General features: G+C 58.9%; 18 protein-coding genes. 9 read left to right on the plus strand and 9 right to left on the minus strand.

Annotated elements, in window-relative coordinates:
- Positions 1–116 precede the first annotated feature (116 nt).
- The gene (locus JNM85_10560) at positions 117–596 is read right to left on the minus strand and encodes a hypothetical protein (GenBank protein MBL8088495.1); all 480 of its coding nucleotides are present in this window, start codon (positions 594–596) and stop codon (positions 117–119) included.
- 234 nt (positions 597–830) lie between these two features.
- Between JNM85_10560 and JNM85_10565 the strand changes: the two genes are divergently transcribed.
- Positions 831–1,586 carry a proline dehydrogenase family protein gene (locus JNM85_10565; GenBank protein MBL8088496.1) on the plus strand — a complete coding sequence of 252 codons (756 nt, stop codon included), beginning with the start codon at positions 831–833 and terminating at the stop codon, positions 1,584–1,586.
- A gap of 93 nt (positions 1,587–1,679) precedes the next feature.
- The gene (locus JNM85_10570; protein ID MBL8088497.1) at positions 1,680–2,315 is read left to right on the plus strand and encodes a PEP-CTERM sorting domain-containing protein; all 636 of its coding nucleotides are present in this window, start codon (positions 1,680–1,682) and stop codon (positions 2,313–2,315) included.
- A 57-nt stretch (positions 2,316–2,372) separates the two neighbouring features.
- Here JNM85_10570 and JNM85_10575 read toward each other — a convergent pair whose 3' ends face one another.
- From JNM85_10575 to JNM85_10585, 3 genes are read right to left on the minus strand one after another with little or no spacing between them, the layout of a single operon-like run.
- Positions 2,373–3,878: an ATP-grasp domain-containing protein gene (locus tag JNM85_10575; protein ID MBL8088498.1), complete on the minus strand. Its 1,506-nt coding sequence runs from the start codon at positions 3,876–3,878 to the stop codon at positions 2,373–2,375.
- Positions 3,875–4,636 carry an enoyl-CoA hydratase/isomerase family protein gene (locus tag JNM85_10580; protein ID MBL8088499.1) on the minus strand — a complete coding sequence of 254 codons (762 nt, stop codon included), beginning with the start codon at positions 4,634–4,636 and terminating at the stop codon, positions 3,875–3,877. Before JNM85_10580 ends, JNM85_10575 begins: the two co-directional genes overlap by 4 nt.
- Positions 4,637–4,661: 25 nt before the next feature.
- Positions 4,662–5,201, minus strand: coding sequence for an HNH endonuclease (locus JNM85_10585; protein MBL8088500.1), 540 nt, complete (start codon positions 5,199–5,201; stop codon positions 4,662–4,664).
- 416 nt (positions 5,202–5,617) lie between these two features.
- Between JNM85_10585 and JNM85_10590 the strand changes: the two genes are divergently transcribed.
- The 4 genes from JNM85_10590 to JNM85_10605 all read left to right on the plus strand — a co-directional run bounded on the left by JNM85_10590 (position 5,618) and on the right by JNM85_10605 (position 10,408).
- A complete protein-coding gene (locus JNM85_10590; protein ID MBL8088501.1) occupies positions 5,618–7,450 on the plus strand; it encodes a M48 family metallopeptidase in 1,833 nt (610 codons plus the stop codon).
- A 150-nt stretch (positions 7,451–7,600) separates the two neighbouring features.
- Positions 7,601–8,872 carry a UDP-N-acetylglucosamine 1-carboxyvinyltransferase gene (gene murA, locus JNM85_10595; protein ID MBL8088502.1) on the plus strand — a complete coding sequence of 424 codons (1,272 nt, stop codon included), beginning with the start codon at positions 7,601–7,603 and terminating at the stop codon, positions 8,870–8,872.
- 19 nt (positions 8,873–8,891) lie between these two features.
- Positions 8,892–9,905 carry a rod shape-determining protein gene (locus JNM85_10600; GenBank protein ID MBL8088503.1) on the plus strand — a complete coding sequence of 338 codons (1,014 nt, stop codon included), beginning with the start codon at positions 8,892–8,894 and terminating at the stop codon, positions 9,903–9,905.
- 8 nt (positions 9,906–9,913) lie between these two features.
- Complete coding sequence (locus JNM85_10605; GenBank protein MBL8088504.1) at positions 9,914–10,408, plus strand: hypothetical protein; 495 nt, start codon at positions 9,914–9,916, stop codon at positions 10,406–10,408.
- Here the strand turns inward: JNM85_10605 and JNM85_10610 are convergent.
- On the minus strand, positions 10,405–11,736 hold the full coding sequence (locus JNM85_10610; GenBank protein ID MBL8088505.1) for an FAD-dependent oxidoreductase: 1,332 nt from the start codon (positions 11,734–11,736) through the stop codon (positions 10,405–10,407). The two genes, JNM85_10605 and JNM85_10610, sit on opposite strands and share 4 nt — an antisense overlap.
- Entirely contained in the window at positions 11,736–12,011 is a 276-nt protein-coding gene (locus JNM85_10615) for a NifU family protein (GenBank protein MBL8088506.1), read from the minus strand. Before JNM85_10615 ends, JNM85_10610 begins: the two co-directional genes overlap by 1 nt.
- A 119-nt stretch (positions 12,012–12,130) precedes the next feature.
- Here JNM85_10615 and secE point away from each other — a divergent pair, with 119 nt between their 5' ends.
- Genes secE through recJ form a run of 3 tightly spaced genes read left to right on the plus strand, consistent with a single transcriptional unit; the run spans position 12,131 to position 14,671 of the window.
- The gene (gene secE / locus JNM85_10620; GenBank protein ID MBL8088507.1) at positions 12,131–12,391 is read left to right on the plus strand and encodes a preprotein translocase subunit SecE; all 261 of its coding nucleotides are present in this window, start codon (positions 12,131–12,133) and stop codon (positions 12,389–12,391) included.
- A 9-nt stretch (positions 12,392–12,400) separates the two neighbouring features.
- A complete protein-coding gene (nusG, locus tag JNM85_10625; protein ID MBL8088508.1) occupies positions 12,401–12,928 on the plus strand; it encodes a transcription termination/antitermination factor NusG in 528 nt (175 codons plus the stop codon).
- Positions 12,929–12,952: 24 nt separating this feature from the next.
- Positions 12,953–14,671: a single-stranded-DNA-specific exonuclease RecJ gene (gene recJ, locus JNM85_10630; protein MBL8088509.1), complete on the plus strand. Its 1,719-nt coding sequence runs from the start codon at positions 12,953–12,955 to the stop codon at positions 14,669–14,671.
- Here the strand turns inward: recJ and JNM85_10635 are convergent.
- Genes JNM85_10635 through JNM85_10645 form a run of 3 tightly spaced genes read right to left on the minus strand, consistent with a single transcriptional unit; the run spans position 14,552 to position 16,891 of the window.
- Positions 14,552–15,619: a PDZ domain-containing protein gene (locus JNM85_10635; protein MBL8088510.1), complete on the minus strand. Its 1,068-nt coding sequence runs from the start codon at positions 15,617–15,619 to the stop codon at positions 14,552–14,554. The genes recJ and JNM85_10635 overlap by 120 nt on opposite strands.
- Positions 15,600–16,274 carry a hypothetical protein gene (locus JNM85_10640; protein MBL8088511.1) on the minus strand — a complete coding sequence of 225 codons (675 nt, stop codon included), beginning with the start codon at positions 16,272–16,274 and terminating at the stop codon, positions 15,600–15,602. The genes JNM85_10635 and JNM85_10640 overlap by 20 nt, the downstream gene beginning before the upstream one ends.
- Positions 16,271–16,891 (minus strand): sigma-70 family RNA polymerase sigma factor, encoded by a 621-nt coding sequence (locus JNM85_10645; protein ID MBL8088512.1) that lies wholly within the window; start codon positions 16,889–16,891, stop codon positions 16,271–16,273. The genes JNM85_10640 and JNM85_10645 overlap by 4 nt, the downstream gene beginning before the upstream one ends.
- Positions 16,892–16,979: the final 88 nt, after the last annotated feature.

Consider the following 16,979-nt stretch of genomic DNA (forward strand, 5'->3'; position numbering starts at 1 on the left):
TCTGAACTTCTGGTTCCCTTCGTTTCCTTCTGTGCACCGGGAAGTTCAGGACGGTGAGCGACCCAGCAGCCAACTTTCTCGCTCGTACCGATGCACGAATCTGAAGTATAGCACTCCTATTGCTGCCAATGCATCTCCATGTCGTCGGCTTGAGCTTGGAGCAGGTTCAGTTGGCCATCGTGATAGGCCATGTGGTTCGCGCACAGCGTCGCAGCAGTCACGCCATTGACCGTGTCACCATTCGGGAGCTCGATACCACCCCACAGCATTTCATCGGACTTGCCGCGGAGCGCATCGCAGACGCTCGCCGCAGACTCTCGAAGCTCCGCGAGCAGTGCCGACTTGGAGCGGGATTCATCCGGTGCGACGCACCACGACTCGAATGGCCAAGGACCGGGGTCTACACCAGCGAGTCTCGATGCCACCCGCCGATTGACTACCGCGACTTCGTGCGTGAAGTCGACGGGGGCTCGGCCGTGCGGCACCGAGCCAAGCAGAATTGACTCGTCCATCGCTTCAAGATCGTCCGCGTAGCGTGCTGCGTTCGCTTCTACTTGCGATGCCAGAAATTCGGAAAGACTTCCCATGATCGGCATTCTAGCAGAGCCCGCACCCCTGACCGCGAACGAGGATTGCAAGTACACTCCTAACCCGAAGCAATGGAGCTACTCGGAAGAACCTTGATTCTGCGTACCGCAGCGATGCCGTGGATCGAGCGGCTTGTGAGGCGCTCCCGCCTTTTCCGGCCCCTAGTCGGCCGCTTCGTTGCTGGAGATACTCTTGAGTCGGCCATGGGGCCAGCAGAAGCCCTCTGCGAGCGAGGGTTCAGAGTGAGCTTGGACCTGCTCGGAGAGAACACACATGATCGCGTCGAAGCGGTTAAGGCAAAGGACGCGTACATTGACATGCTCGAACGCGTCCATGCCAGCCCGCACGCGGCCAGCATGAACATCTCGATCAAGATGACTCAGTGCGGTCTGGACCTCGATGAATCCTTCGCCGAAGAACAGTTCCGTGAAGTCCTTAAGGTTGCCGCGAAGTACGACCAATTTGTCCGAGTGGATATGGAAGCGAGCGACTACACGGAGCGCACGATCTCGATGATCGAGCGGGTTTTTCCGGACCACAAGAGTACGGGCACGGTCCTCCAGAGCTATCTTTACCGCACTCCGGACGATGCGCAGCGAATGATCCGCCTGGGTGCCCGGGTGAGGATTGTCAAGGGTGCCTACCTCGAGCCCGAATCGGTGGCGTTCCCCAAGAAGAGCGATGTCGATGCAAAGTACATCGAGGTCGCAAAGGAGCTGATGATGCACGGCAACTATCCCGCCATCGCAACCCACGATGAGAGCATCATCCGCCACTTGAAAGCATGGGCGGACGAACAAGGTATCGCCAAGGAACGATTTGAGTGGCAAATGCTCTACGGAATCCGCCGGGACCTGCAGGACTCTCTTCGACAACAAGGCTACAACGTCCGGGTGTACATTCCATTCGGCGACCAGTGGTACCCATACTTCACGCGCCGACTCGCGGAACGCCCCGCGAACGCGCTGTTTATTTTCAAGAGCCTGTTTCGGGGCTAAGTTGCAGTTATTTCACCATAAGTACATTTATCGGTGTACACTATTCGCATCGCATACATTTGTACGCGATCTTAGGTTATTTGGAGAGGACATATGAATAGATTTTTTGTAACGGTCGGGCTTGCCGTCGCGGGTGTCTCGGCCCATGCTGCCATCGTCAATGCAAGCTTTGAGAACCCTGCCCAACTTTCAGGGAGCTTTACGCAAATTACTCCCCCGGGCTGGGTCTCGGATGGGATTGCAGGGGTATGGCGCTACAATACAGGCAGTCTGCACTTCGCTGTAACCCCTCCAGATGGCTCACAGGTGGGATATCTCAACGCAAGAGTTTTGGCCCAGACCACTACTACAGTGCTAGAACAAGGAATCACAACGCTTTTGTGGTTCTCTGGCCGACGATTTGACTCCTTGGAGGGCGTGAGCCAAGTTGAGCTGTGGGCTGGCGGTTCGCTCAGTTCAACTGGCGCGATGACAGGTGGCTCGCTGCTCAACTCAAGGGTCATTGCCGTGGCAGACGTTACCAAGGGAGCTTGGAAGGAGTTTAGCTTCAACTACACTGCGGGCGCAAACGATCCTAACTTGGGCAAGAACCTGACGATTCGATTCGTGAAGACGTCTGGCGGTCAGATCGACTTCGATCACGTCCGGCTCAACACCGTTCCCGAGCCCGCGACGTTCCTTGCGATCGGTCTGGGAGTGGTTGCACTTGCCGCTCGGCGACGAAGGTAACCATCTAGCTCGGTGAATGCTTGACTAGCCACTTCATCAGAGGTGGCTAGTCTGCTCTTAATCGGTCGAACGGAACCGGTCATTCAGCGCCCAACTCGACTGCGCCGCCGTGATTCCCGCCGTTTCATGCGATCCTCCACCGGTGCGCGCGTGCTCCACCAGATTGGCGAGTTCCGCGGGGTGCTCCCCCGAGTCCGTGAGTAGTCTTGGATGCCGGGACAGATACGCAGTGTCAAATCGTCCATCTTGAAAGTCCTTGTCTTTCAAGATGTTGAGGATCGACGGGATGTTCGTCCTGACCCCTAGAATATGGGTGTCTTCCAGCGCTCCGATCAAGCGCATGCGCGCCGCTTCTCGGGTTGAACCGTGCGCGATGACCTTGGCTACCAGGCTGTCGTAGAAGCGCGAAATCTCGCCTCCTTCCGCATAACCCGTGTCCACGCGAATTCCCGGTCCTACAGGCATCGCGAACCCGAGCAAGGGCCCGATGCTCGGCATGAATCCTTTCGAGGCGTCCTCGGCAACGATGCGTGCTTCGATGGCGTGTCCGTGAATTGCGCCTCGATCGCCAGCCAGGATCGATGGGTGGACGTGGTCGGCCAAAGACTCGCCGCGAGCCACAAGGATTTGCAGCGCAACCAGATCAACACCGGTGATGAGCTCGCTCACGGGGTGCTCTACTTGCAGCCGCGCGTTCACTTCGAGGAAGTAGTACTCGCCAGTGGAGGGGTCGAGCATGAACTCGACGGTCCCCGCACCAACGTACTTAGCCGCGAGCGCGAGCCGGGTTGCGCTCTGCCGCATACTCTCCCACATCGTGTCCGTCATCGCGACCGACGGTGCCTCTTCGATGAGCTTCTGATGGCGGCGCTGGATGCTGCACTCGCGTTCATAGAACACGGCAACGTTGCCGTGCCCATCGGCCACGAACTGAACCTCGATATGGCGCGGACTCTCTACCAGCTTTTCAACCATCATCGCGCCGTCGCCGAAAGCGGCCAGTGCCTCAGCGCTCGCCACCTCAAGCGACGGGATGAATGCCTCAACAGAAGACACCGCGCGCATACCGCGCCCGCCACCACCGGCGCTGGCTTTGAGCATCACCGGGAATCCGATTTCCTCGCTCGCCGCGAGCAATTCCTCTGACGTCGCTCCGGGGCGGAACAGACCCGGCGTCACCGGAACGTTGTTTGCTTCAGCAAGTCCCTTGGATCGGATCTTGTCACCCAGCGCGCGCATCGCATCGCCACTCGGGCCAACAAAAGTGATCCCTGCCGCAGTACAGGCATCGACGAAATCGGCCCGCTCGCTCAAGAAACCGTAGCCGGGATGAACTGCGTCAGCCCCGATCTCACGCGCTGCCTCGACGAGCGTATCCATTCGCAAATAGCTGGTGCTAGGCTCCGGCTCACCAATCATCACGAGCTCGTCCGCAAGATTCGCATGGACCGAACGTGCATCGGCGTCGCTGGCCACGGCGACGGTCCGGATACCCATATCGCGGGCGGTGCGGATCACGCGGCAGGCAATCTCGCCGCGGTTGGCAATCAGTAGCTTCTTCAACTCTTACACCCCAGCACAAACGATGCCTTGCGCTTCTCCAGAAATGCGGCGACTCCTTCCTTGGCCTCTTCCCCGCTCCGCGCCTCGGCTAGCCAGCGGGCGGACTCCTCCAAAGAGAGCGGCGCACACTGAGCAAGCTGCTTGGAGCGAGCCACTGCCTGCGGTCCGTTGGCCAGAACCAACTCAACTTGCCGTTTCAGTTCGATCCCAGCCGCCTCCATGGTGGGAACTTCGAAGTGCACGAGTCCGATCTGGCAGGCATGAGCCGCATCAAAAACGTCCGCGGTTGCGAACAGCCTGCGTGCGTGGCCATGGCCGATCTTGGGGATCACAAAGGGGCTGATCGTCGCGGGGATGAGCCCCAGCCTAACTTCGCTGAAGCAGAACTTAGTGCCGGTCACTGCGATGGCGACATCTGCTGCGGCGACCAGGCCACACCCACCGCCAAAGGCGGCTCCGTGCGCGAGCACGACCACGACGGCGGGATTCTCGCACATCGCTTGGAAGAGCTTTGCGAGCTTTAGCGCATCGGCCTCGTTCTCAGCCTGCGTGTAGCCGGATGCCTTCCGCATCCAGTTCAGGTCCCCACCCGCGCAGAACGTAGGCCCGTTCCCCCGCAAGATGATGAGTCGTGTGTCGCCCCGAGTCGTAAAGACCTTGGTAAGCGCCTCGATCAGATCGTCGTTGAATGCATTTCGAACGTCCGGCCGATCGAGCGTAACAATCTTTACGGTTTCAAAGGTGTCGACATTGACCATGCCTCGATTATGGCGGAGCCCAACCTCAGGCGTGACCCTCCTTCATGAACCCCTCGAAGATTGGCAGATAGAACAGCCACTCCTCGCGTGCGACGGCCTTCAGGTATGCGGGGAGCGAGATGTAGGGGATGAAGTGCGGCCTCCGTGGGTTCGTCTTCAGCTTCATCTTTGCCTGCGTTGGCGTCTTATCACCCTTCTTCAGGTTGCACTTGCGGCAGCAAGCCACCAAATTGTCCCAGGATTGCGGCCCACCCATCCACCTCGGGATCACGTGGTCGATGGTCAAGTCCTTGCCCCTGATCCCGCAGTACTGGCAAGTATAGGCATCCCGCGCGAGGACGCTGTGCCTCGAAAGTCTCAGTTGTGGCAACGGTCTCCGAACGTGGTAGCGCATCTTCACGATCGAAGGTGCGTTCATCGCTCCGCGTGCTGTGCCGATGTTGCGTGTTGATGCCTCAAGCACTTCGGCTTTCCCAAGCAGGATGAGCGCCATGGCTCGGCGAATATTGCACACGTTCAGTGGCTCGTAGTCAGAGTTTAGAAGCAGTACCTCATGAGCAGACACGGTGATGTCCTCCAAGGGTTCCGACGCCGCGAATGAGACGCGCCGGGCGATCGGGGGTCATGGGTTGCGAGTCCGGCGACACATGATTTCGCGCCCTGGCAACCTTGCGGTGAGTGAGCAGAGAGGCACTAAAAAGGCCCGCAGACGAACATCTCCGAGCACTGACACACGAGTACGCGACTACACTTATCATGGTGTCGGTCCACGTCTGCTCCCAACGTATCCGGAAGCCTGTTGAATGGCGTGCATCAAGCATGTGCTTCTATCGTACTAACGATAGTCTCCAACAAAAAGCCGCAATCCGAGCGAGAATTGATCGAAGTTGCAGCGTTGTTTCGGGCAAGTGATCGAATTTTGCGAACAAAATTGTAGCGATGGACGGAGTGATCCGTCGAAACTGCCGAGGGAAACACTACATGCACTCTAACTCGAAACTCTTTAGGGCCGTTCTTGTGGCCGCGCTCGCCGTCGCCGCTTCCTGCACCGCCTTCGCCAACTTTGCGCGCGAGTTTGGCGTGGCCGATCTCCAAAAGATGGTGAAGGAGCTCGAACCGTTCTGCCCCCGGAATCCCGATTACTTGTATCCGATCCTTTGCGAAGTGGAGCAGAACCCCGAGCCGAACGCCTACGCCACCATCAGGGAGCAAGAGGGCAAGAAGCCCCAAGCCGTGATGGTTGTCCAGACTGGGATTCTTGACTTTGTGAATAACGACCTGGGGATGCTCCGCGCAGTCGTAGCTCACGAGATGTCGCACCTCAGCAAGGGCCATGCATTGGACAAAACGCGCTATGCGAGCGACGATCTGTACGTGCTGTACACCCGCCAGCAGGAGTACGAAGCGGACGTCATGGGCGCCTCAATGCTTCAGCGCGCTGGATTTGGCAAGCAATCCATGCTGGATCTCTTCGACCTTTTCGAGAAACAGGGTCGCAAAGAGATTCCGCGCATCATCGGAATGACGAACGATCACGCCGACCCCAAAGCTCGCGCGGCGGAAATCACCCAGAACCCGATCGTTCTTAAGTCGCTTCTGGAATACGACGCGGGCCTGGCGATGATCGAGACCCGTAAGTTCGAGCAGGCCGTCGGCGCGTTCGAGCGAGCGCTGGCCAAAGAGCCGAATCTGAAGGACGCACTCGTGATGGCGGGCCAAGCGGCGCTGATGGACTATTACGACCGGCTCCCCGGCAACCTGACCGTGAACTACTTCCGACCCGACTTTGGCCCGGTCATCCAGAACCCCACGGTTTCTGCCAAGGCCGCGAGTCAAGCGACAGATGCCGACCGAATGCGGTACGACCGCGCGGTGAGCACCATCGCGAAAGCTGCCGCCGCACTCCCCGCGAACATTCGCGTTCGGGAGCTCTCCGCACTCGCGCTTGTCCTGGACCCCGATCAGACCGCCAGCAAGCTCGCCGCCGGTGTCAAAGAGATGGAAACGCTGCTCAAATCTGCCCTAACGGTCGCAGACAAGGTTCGATACACGAACAATATCGCGCTTGGCCTTCAGCGTCAAAACAAGCTTAAGGAGGCATCGACGCGTCTGTGGACACTGATGAGCTCGCTTGACTCCCCGGACGCATACAATCCCGCCGCCGCCGAGAACTTGGGCGCGTGGCCGCTCCCAAGCGTCGATAAGAAGTCCGCTCCCGTGCTCGCCGAGACCCTTGCCATCTGGCTGGAAACCAGCCACCCGGGGAACCTGAACTACGCCAAGGTGCTTAAGCAGTACCAAGAGTTCTGCACCAAGAACGGGCTGACCGCCGAACCTGACATCGAAGGCAACTTCGGCCTTACACGCGTTGTTTCTGTGCACGTCGACGGCAACGATCTCGTCATGCTCATGCCCGTCACTGACATCGTCAAGATGCTCGGCAAAGCGGAGGTTTTTGGCACATACAACCCCAGCTACAAAGAGTTCGGCGAGATGCGATGGTCCAGCGGTGAGATCCTCATCATGGTGGATCGAGGCCAACCGTTCCGCATCACAAGCTACAAACTCGGTTCGTACGTGGACATCACCCCTGCGGATACGTTCTCACAGGACGCCCTGAGGATCACTGTGGGACAAGCCGTGGCAGATTTGAAATGGCTTCCACTAGACGAGCTTCCGGATATCAATCTGGTCCGCTCTGCAACTGTGGAGACATGGAAGTACCTGCCAGGACTCGGCCTCGCGGTGTGCGTCGAGAAAGACAAGATCAAAGGCGTCAGCGTCGTTCCGTTCGGCGACTACGACCAGCAGTAATTCCCGAAACAGGGGGCCCATGCACCGCGCGTGCATGGGCCCCCGTTGGTCCAATAAGAGTCAAAGTTGCCTATTCCTTGCGAAGTCATGTATAGTCCATTCTTAAGGTGTATTCACACCTGATCGAATCCAAGGATGGACGGTTATTCTATGCAAGTCTTTAAGGTCACCGGCGGCACCCCTCTTCGGGGAGACATCAAAATTCCGGGCAGCAAGAACGCTGCACTTGCGATCCTCTCGGCAGTCCTACTCGCGGACGGAGTCTCCGTGCTCAGGAACGTGCCCGATGTCAGCGACATCCGCATCAAATTGGAGTTGCTGGAGCGCTTTGGCGCAAAGGTGCACCGAGACGGCGATGTTCTCACCATCGACACGCGCAACCTGCACACCGCGATCGTCGAAGAAGAGATCGTCCGACCAATCCGAACAAGCTTCTACATCCTAGGTTCCCTACTCGCTCGCCTGAACAAGGTCGAGCTCCCCGCCCCAGGCGGCTGCAAAATTGGGGCGCGGCCCGTCGATTTTCACGTTAAAGGTCTCCAACTGCTCGGAGCTACCATCGAACTGGAGCACGGCATCTACTACGCCGAAGCCGAGAAGCTGGTAGGAAACGAGATCTACCTCGACTATCCTTCTGCCGGTGCCACCCAGCACATCATGGCCACTGCGTGTTTGGCTCACGGCTTCACCGTGATTCAAAACGCGGCGATCGAGCCTGAAATCACGACCCTGGCTGAGTTTTTGGTGCGCATGGGCGCACGGATCGAGGGTGCAGGTACCAGCACGATCACCATCGAGGGAGTTGCGTCACTGAAGGGGTGTGACTTCATTGTCCCGCCGGACCGCCTGCAGGCCGGAACATACCTACTCGCTGCTGCCATTACGCAGGGTGATGTGACGGTGCGCGGGATCCTTCCCGAGCACCAGACCGCACTCCTCAACAAGCTCCGCGAAGCAGAGATCGAAAGCGAAGAGGGTAACGATTGGGTGCGCGTATTCTCGAATAGCCGACCAAAGGGGATCCGCATCAAGACGATGCCCTACCCTGGCTTCCCAACCGACATCCAGCAACCCATGGCCGCGCTCCTGTGTATGGCTGAGGGGACCTCGGTAATCGAAGAGACCATTTATGAGAGCCGCATTGGCCACGTGAGCGAGCTCAGCCGTATGGGAGCGCATATCACAGCGCAGGGCGGCCGAATCACGACGATCGAAGGCGTCAGCGAACTCACGGGTGCCACCGTCGAAGCAAGCGATCTCCGCGCGGGAGCCGCCCTGGTGCTCGCCGGACTTGTTGCCGAAGGCGTAACGATTATCAAGAATATTCACTTCATTGATCGTGGTTACGAGGACCTCGAAGGGATCCTGGGGCAACTTGGCGGCAAAGTCGAGCGAGTCAGCTTGGCAGAAGCTGTCTCATAGGCACCATAATCGAGTTACTTTGAAGCTCCGATCCGAAATCGGTATCGACCTTGGTACCGCGAACATTCTTGTGTACATGCGTGGCAAGGGCATTCAGCTGAACGAGCCCACCGTTGTCGCGATCAACAACAAGAACGGCAAGATGCTCGCCGTTGGGAACGAGGCTCGCGAAATGCTCGGCCGAACCCCGGGAAATATCACTGCGATCCGCCCTTTGAAGGACGGAGTCATCGCCGACTATTCAGTCACACTGCAACTCCTCACTCATCTCATTGAGCGGACGTGCGGAAAGCACCGCTTGATGAAGCCCATCGTCATGGTGTGCGTTCCGAGCGGCGTCACGAATGTCGAGCGCCGCGCTGTCATCCTTGCAACCCGCGAGGCCGGTGCGGGCGAAGCCCTCGTCATCGAAGAGCCGATGGCCGCAGCAATCGGGGCCGGACTACCCATTTCTTCCCCAGGCGGCAACATGGTCGTCGATATCGGCGGCGGTACCACTGACATCGCTGTGATCTCGCTCGGCGGCATCGTGACTTCGGCATCGATCCGCGTGGCCGGAGACAAACTCGACGAGGCGATCGTCCGTCATGTCCGCAACACGTACAACTTGATGATTGGCGACCCGACCGCTGAGGACATCAAGATGAAGATCGGATCGGCCTACCCGCTGGCGCAGGAACTCAAGATGGCCGTCCGCGGGCGGGACATGGTCGCTGGACTACCCAAGACGGTGGAGATCACGAGCGAAGAGATTCGCGAGGCCCTCAGCGAGCCCGTCCGCCAGATCGCCGAAAAACTCTGCACGGTTCTGGAGGAGACTCCGCCCGAACTCAGCAGCGACATCATTGAGCGTGGAATCACCCTCACCGGCGGAGGCGCACTGCTGCGTGGTCTGGATCGACTGCTCTACAGCATTACCGAAATTCCGGTTAACGTAGCCGACAACGCGCTGCACTGCGTGGCCATCGGCACCGGACGTGCCCTTGAAGAGATCGACGCGATCCGCGCGAGCGGTGCTGTCAGCGAGATATGAGGCACGCTGTGATCTCGCTCGCCTTCCTGCTTGCTCAGATGGTCTACGCGCAGACCGACCAGCCCGTGACGTTCGGCGAACTCACTGCTGTCCGGACTCGGCTCGTGGAGCTGACCTTCTCGTCCATTCTCGAAAAGCCGAACAATCTCCGACTCGCTGCCTACGCGAACCCCGATCAGCCCGCCACGCGCGATGCCGTTGTCGAACTGTTCGGATTCGTGGCCGACTTAGCCAAGCCGAAGTTCACGTTCTCGCCTGCCAAGAAGTTCAAGGTAGACACCAAGATCATGCGGCCACTGAGCAATCCCGAGTCGCAAGAGAAGTTGGTGTGGCTCATCGAGTGGGGCTTTGTGGTGCCGTACGGTCAGGTGGCATCCGGCTCGAGCAGTACGTTCACCCCGAACCAGCTTGGCGACGTACTCGGGCTGTTCATGTCCAAGCTCGCGGACTACACCCACGTGCCTAGCGAAGAGTACAGCCCCAATATCCGGCCTGAACCTTAACTACTTGCGCCGACCTGCTCGGGGATGCTCAGATCCAGATGCGCTCGCAAGTCCGCGTACGGTAGCGCCTGAGCCGCCAAACCCTTTGCCGCACACAAAGCGGCGGCGGCGCCAGCCGCCTCGCCCATGGACCGACATACAGGCTGGATTCGAACCGCGCTTTGGGCTACGAAGTCTGCGCTCAAGCAACGTCCTGCGACCCACAGGTTGTTGAATCCCTTGACAACCAAGCTCCGATATGGGATCTCGTGGTACTCCCCGGGCGGAAATTTGCGGTAGTCAATGCCGGTTTTCAGGTGAATGTCGATCGGATAGCGGTTGCGTGCGACCGCGTCCTCAAACTTTCTCAGACCCAAGTGGTCTTCGGCGGTGAGCACGTACTCCCCAACGACTCGGCGGCTCTCGCGAATCCCCATGAGTGGGGCGATCCCACTCACGAACGCCTGTTCGAATCCCACAAAGTACCGGCGCAGAAATGCAGCGATCCGGTAAATCTTCTCCCGACCGACTTGGTAGGCGCGGCTTAGCTCCCACGGATCAAGGGGATCTAGGTCGCTGATGCGCGGGGCATTGAACGCGATCTCGCCCGGGCATCCGTTCATCATGAACATCTGGAAGTAGCCCAAGTCGTCCTCCGCGAGGATCCCGAGCTTGATCGCCTCATGGACGTACGGACCCAAAATTGGATCTTCCTTCAGTTCACCGATCCCGTACTCAAGGTGCTTTGGCGCACTGAGTCGCCAGAACGTGTATGCGTTCCGCATCCGCTCGATATCAACGTTGCCCATCTTGAAGCGGAGCGTCATCGGCTGGTGGACTCCGTCTTCGTTGCCACCCATCAGTTCTGCTCCCGCGAGAGCCGAAAGCTCTCCATCCCCGGTCGTGTCGATGAACGCCTTGCCCGAAATCCAGAATCGTCCCGAGCGAGTAACGACTTCAATTGCCTCGATGGCTGGGCCGTTACGCTTGACGTCCGTGAGCGTGGAATTGAAAAGCGGAATGACGCCCGCTTGCGTGGCCACTCGATCCATCACCATCGCCATCATCGTCGGGTCGTACCAAACGTCGCCGTGGTCAACGTCTGGCCCCGATGGCTGGAGCGCGTTTTGGGCAGCGATCAGATCGAGATTGATCCCGCGATCAAGCTTGAACTGTCCGAGGTAGTTCGGCATCATGGGGGTAACCCAGCCGTTACTCTGCGTACCGCCTAACGAGCCAAGCTGCTCCACTACAAGGGTCTTCGCTCCCGCCTTGGCAGCCGAGATGCAGGCCGCAGTGCCAGCGGTCCCACCACCGACGACAATGACATCAAATGCTTTGGTTTCCATCAATCGATCCGAATTCGCTCGAAGTGAGTCAATTCTGACTTCAATCTCCGCTCGATTCCCACTCGTAAAGTGACGGTACTAAGCGGACAAAAGGCACACGCTCCCTTCAGTTTTACGCGTATTTCACGTTCGCTGGGAATGGCGGTGAGCACGATGTCTCCACCGTGCGACCGAGCGTAGGTGCGAACATCCGCCATGACCTCTTCGACAAGCGTGACCGTTTCGGGAGGGACATCCTCCCCGATAATCACCTTCCGTTTCTTTAGCGCGAACACGTTCCTATATTTTCTACGATGGGGGGACATTGATCGCGCCCTCTTCGGTATAATTCACTCGTTCCCCTGGAGTTAGGCCCTAGTGAAGGTTGTCTATCCCCAGCCGGAAACCTAGGACTATGAAGACGATGGACGACAAACACCAGGATCAAAGCACTGGGAAAGCAGCCTCCAGCCTTCCGCTTCCGACAAGCAAGCGAGGGTTCAAGGGGTTCTGGCAAGAAACCATGGCCGAATTCAAAAAGGTCCACTGGCCGAAGCGCTCGGAGACGAATCGTCTCACGGGCGTCGTCATCGTCATCTGCTTGGGCAGCGTCTTGTTGCTTTACGGACTCTCGACCGCGTTCGGCGAGATCATGCACATTCTGTTGAAGGGATAAAGAAAGTCGATGGCAAAAGCTTGGTACGCCGTTCATACGATTTCGGGCCACGAGAACAAGGTCCGTGAGGTTCTTACTCGCCGCGCTCAGGTGGAGGGTTACTGGGAGCAGGACCTGTTCCAGATCCTCATTCCGACGGAGCAAGAGCTGACGACGCGCGGAGGCAAGCGCGTGCTCGTCGATCGCAAGGTCTTTCCTGGCTACATCTGGATTCAGATGATCTTGACCGACGACACCTACAAGCTCGTCAAGTCCACCACTGGCATCACCGGATTCGTGCAGAGCGGCAATCGCCCCGTGCCCATGGAGGACCACGAGGTCCGACGCATCCTGAACAACCTCGAAACGAGCAAGGAACAGCCGAAAGTTTCGTTCCACAAGGCGGACATCATCCGCGTTGTCGAGGGCCCGTTCAGCGACTACAGCGGCAAGATCGAGGAAGTCAACACCGAGCGCGAGAAGCTCAAGGTACTCATCAACATCTTTGGTCGCGAGACTCCGGTCGAGCTCGACTTCACCCAGGTTGAAAAGGCCTAACCTGCCCGAGCGGGGGACCACCTGATGGTCAGCACCCTCTCGGAACGCTGGCTCGTCGGCGCAAGAGACACCCAAGCAGAGCAGACTCTGCGTGAGCAGCTGGGTGTCTCGACGCTAACGGCCTTGCTGCTCGCTCAGCGTGGCTACACAGACTTAGCGACTGCGCAGGAGTTCCTGAACCCGTCGCTCGCCAACCTGCACAATCCAGAGCTCCTGCCGGATTTCGAAGCGGCCGCAGCAGAGATTCTCGGTGCGATCGGGCGTAAGGAGCTGATCTACGTCCACGGCGACTACGACGTCGATGGAGTCACCAGTGCCGCGATCATCACCCGGTTCCTGCGAGCCGTGGGAGGCAATGTTGTCGTCCATGTTCCCCATCGCTTGCGCGAAGGATACGGCATCCACCCATCCGCCGTCGATTCTGCTCATGAGCAGGGAGCAAAGCTCTTCCTAACTTGCGACTGCGGCATCGTCGCCCACGACCAGATCCAGCGGGCGTTGGACTACGGCATGCGCGTGGTCGTCACCGATCACCACGAGCCGAACGAGACGCTGCCTCCCGCCCACGCCGTCGTCAATCCCCACCGGGCAGACTCGGAGTATCCGTTCACGGAACTAAGCGGCGCAGGTGTCGCCTTTAAGCTGTGCGCTGGTTTGACCGTTAAGATGGGATTGCCCCTTGAGGGGTACTACCGGGCCTATGCCGATCTGGCAACTCTTGGCACCGTCGCGGACGTCATGCCCCTGCTGGGGGAGAACCGCATCCTCGTAAGTTACGGCCTGACCCAATTGCGCTGCACTAAGAAGGTCGGTCTCGTTGCCCTCATGAACGGCGCGCTCAAGAATGGCGCGGGTCCAGTCCGCTCTTCGGACATCTCGTTCCGTTTGGCCCCCCGCCTGAACGCCGCGGGCCGTCTGGATGACGCGGCGATCTCGCTCGACTTGCTTTTGGAAACGGACTCCCGGAAGGCAGAGCAACTCGCGCTGCGGCTGGAGGAGCTAAACCAAGAACGGCAGAGCGAACAGCGACTACTCATTGAATCCGCGGTGGCACATGTCGTCGAGAGCGGATTGCACGAGAACCCGGTCATCCTCGTCACCGGTGAGAACTGGCACCACGGAATCATTGGGCTGGTCGCTGGAAAGCTCACCGAACGCTTTGGCAGGCCCACGCTAGTGGTCACCCTTGAGCCCGAGACCGGCGTCGGTAAAGGCTCGGCTCGATCCATTCCTGGCTTCCACTTGGCCGAGGCTTTTCATCGACTTGCCCCCCTCGTCAAAGGTGGCGGGCACGAGCTCGCTGCTGGCTTTAGTATCCAGATGCAGGATCTCGATGCCTTCCACGCTGCACTGCTTGATTACGCCGCCAACCTCGAAGGATTTGAACCGGGACTTAGGCCAGTCGAACTCACTGCAGAGATCAGCGCCGCCGAGGGCGACCTTACCGCCGTCGAAGAGATGTCGATCATGGAACCGTTCGGCGCGGCCAACCCGGAACCGGTCTTCTGCACGCGTAATCTTCGCGTAGAGTCGGTCCAAGAGCTCAGTCGAGGCGAACACCGCAAGTTTCAGTTCCGAAGCGAAGAGGGTCTCTTGCGCACTGCACTGCTCTGGGGATGCGGATCAGACTTGGACCACATCGTGGCCGGATCGCAAGTCCATGCGGCTTACACCATTGGGATGGATACGTTTCAGGGTTCGAAGACGCTGCGCTGGACCATTAGAGACCTTTGCCCCGCTTGAAGCGTCGCCGAAGTTGCCTACTTTTACTTCAATCTGCGCGGACTGACCATCCGCTCGAAGCACGCCGAGGCGAGCCGTCGATCCCACCTCAAGTTTGAAGAGTTCCGCGGCCAACTCTAACGAGTTCCGCACCGTCTTCTTGTTGACGGATAGGACTGTATCGCCCGTCTTCAATCCAGCATTGTCTCCTGGACCACCCTCTGTCACCCTGACTATGGTCGCCCCAAGCTTCTCCGCCGATGTGAAGAAGATACCGAGCGTTGGGTGCTTTGGAATGTGATCTGCGCTGCGGAAGCCAGTGATCACCCGCTGCAGGATCTCAGGGCCCAGGGTGTAGCCGACGGTCAGTCCTGCAGGTCCATAGTTCTGGGACGAATCCTGGCCTGACTTTCGAGCGGACGGATCCTGCACCGGTTCAAGAGCCCCGCTTAGCACTCCTGCGATGCGCCCCGTTGGCGTAAAAACGAGCGCTCCACCCACCCGGGTGAAACGACTCTCAAATCTAATCTCACCCACGGGAACGTACCGATTGGTCGGCTGCATCAGCGCGACGCGCTGTCCTGGCTGATAGTCTCCAGGGAAGCTCTTGCCATTTGAGAGCGCGAACAGCTTCTTCCCTTCGACATCCTTGAGTCCGGCAGTTGAGGTGGGTTTCATACCCAAAACATCAGTGATCTTGGTCGCCTGGAGCAGCGCGAGCTGCGAGGGCTGATCCACCAAGAGGACGCGCAGTTGGATGGACTCGCCCGAGGGACCGTTCGCGGTGAAAACTTGCTCGTTGACCAACGCAGCGTGCGCCATGAAAAGCCCCACAGAGTCGATCAAGACCGCGTAACCAGACGAACCAGGCAGCGTCACGACGCTCTGACGGACCGAGTCAAAGGCAAGATCGGCTGCGGCTGTTTGCGTTGCGCAAAGCAGCGCGAGGTTAACCGCCCACAACGACATAGTCCACAGATTCTACTTCGCGGGCGACGGCCACACCGTCGCTAGCGGGTGCTTGATCGATGATGACGGCGGCTTCGCTGGGCGGAGGTGCCGTGGGAGTCGAGTGAGTCAGAGCCATCGGCTGCGCACCCTCGGACGGCTTCGAACCTGTCCCATTACCCATCGAGTGATTCACCGTCCGTGCGGCGAGAGTTTGGCTAGGCGAGGAGGTGCGTCGATGTCTCCCCACCGAACCACCTGTCGGCATGGGCGTATGGTTCTTGCCACTGACCGACTGAGCGCTCATGGGACTCTCTTCAATGGAAGTAGGCGGCAACTCTGCATCGAACTGAGCAACTGGCGCAGACGCGGCGACTGGCGGTGTTAACGGCGCATTCGCGACGTCAAGTCGAGTAAGGATAACGATTCCGAGCGCGCACGCGACCATCGGAGCCAATGCGAGTGACCAGCGCAGGGAAAGATTACGGCCCTTTGCCGGAGCGGCCTCGATCGCGGCCCGAAGCCTCTCTGCGGAAAGACTGGGCGCGGGGACTTGATCCCGCAAGGCGCGAAGATCGCTGCGCAGGGTCGCGAGTTCCTCCGCTTGCTTGGACGTGGGCGAATCATGCCCGTCCATCACCCTCATCATCAATTCATCAAGTTCTTTCCGGTTCATGGGTTGTCGTCCCCCAGGAGCGGGGCCATTCGATCGCGCAATGCGCGTCTTGCCCGTAATACTCGGAGCTTTGCACCCCCGACTGTACATCCCAGGATGCCAGCGATTTCGGTGTATTCCCTCTCTTCAATGTCTCTCAAAATCAAAATCGAGCGATGGTGCTCGGGCAATGCCTGAAGCACCTTCCGCAGGAGCACCAGCCGTCGCTCGGACTCAAGTGAGTCTACGGGGTCTTCGTTGGTCGGCGTGGTCATCCACGTGAGCGCGCCTGCTGCCTCGCGCTGCTCCAAGGCAGTGCGCCGCTGATTCATGCGGGCTCGGTCTGTGGCGAGGTTCGTAGCAATTCTCAGAAGCCACGTGGTGAACTTTGCCTCGTCGCGGTAGCGAGCCAAATGCTGGTGTGCCCGGACGAAGACCTCTTGCACCATATCCTCCGCTTCGTCACGATACGGCACCATCTGGTACACGTACCGATACACGAGCATACGATGCCTCTCGAATAGGAGTTCGAACGCATGGTAGTCGCCGTTACGGGCACGCTCGACGAGCAGGTCGTCTTCGACGCTCGATGAGCGCGCTTCGAACCCGCGCGAGTTCAACGGCACACTTAGATTCATCCCCATAGGTTCATCTTCCCGTTCTTCCTTTGTTTCGACGCGCGGTTCCACTCGGTGTTACGACAGTTTAACACCGAGTGGAGTTCGG

The organism is Chthonomonas sp. (assembly GCA_016788115.1).
Lineage (GTDB): Bacteria > Armatimonadota > Fimbriimonadia > Fimbriimonadales > Fimbriimonadaceae > UBA2391.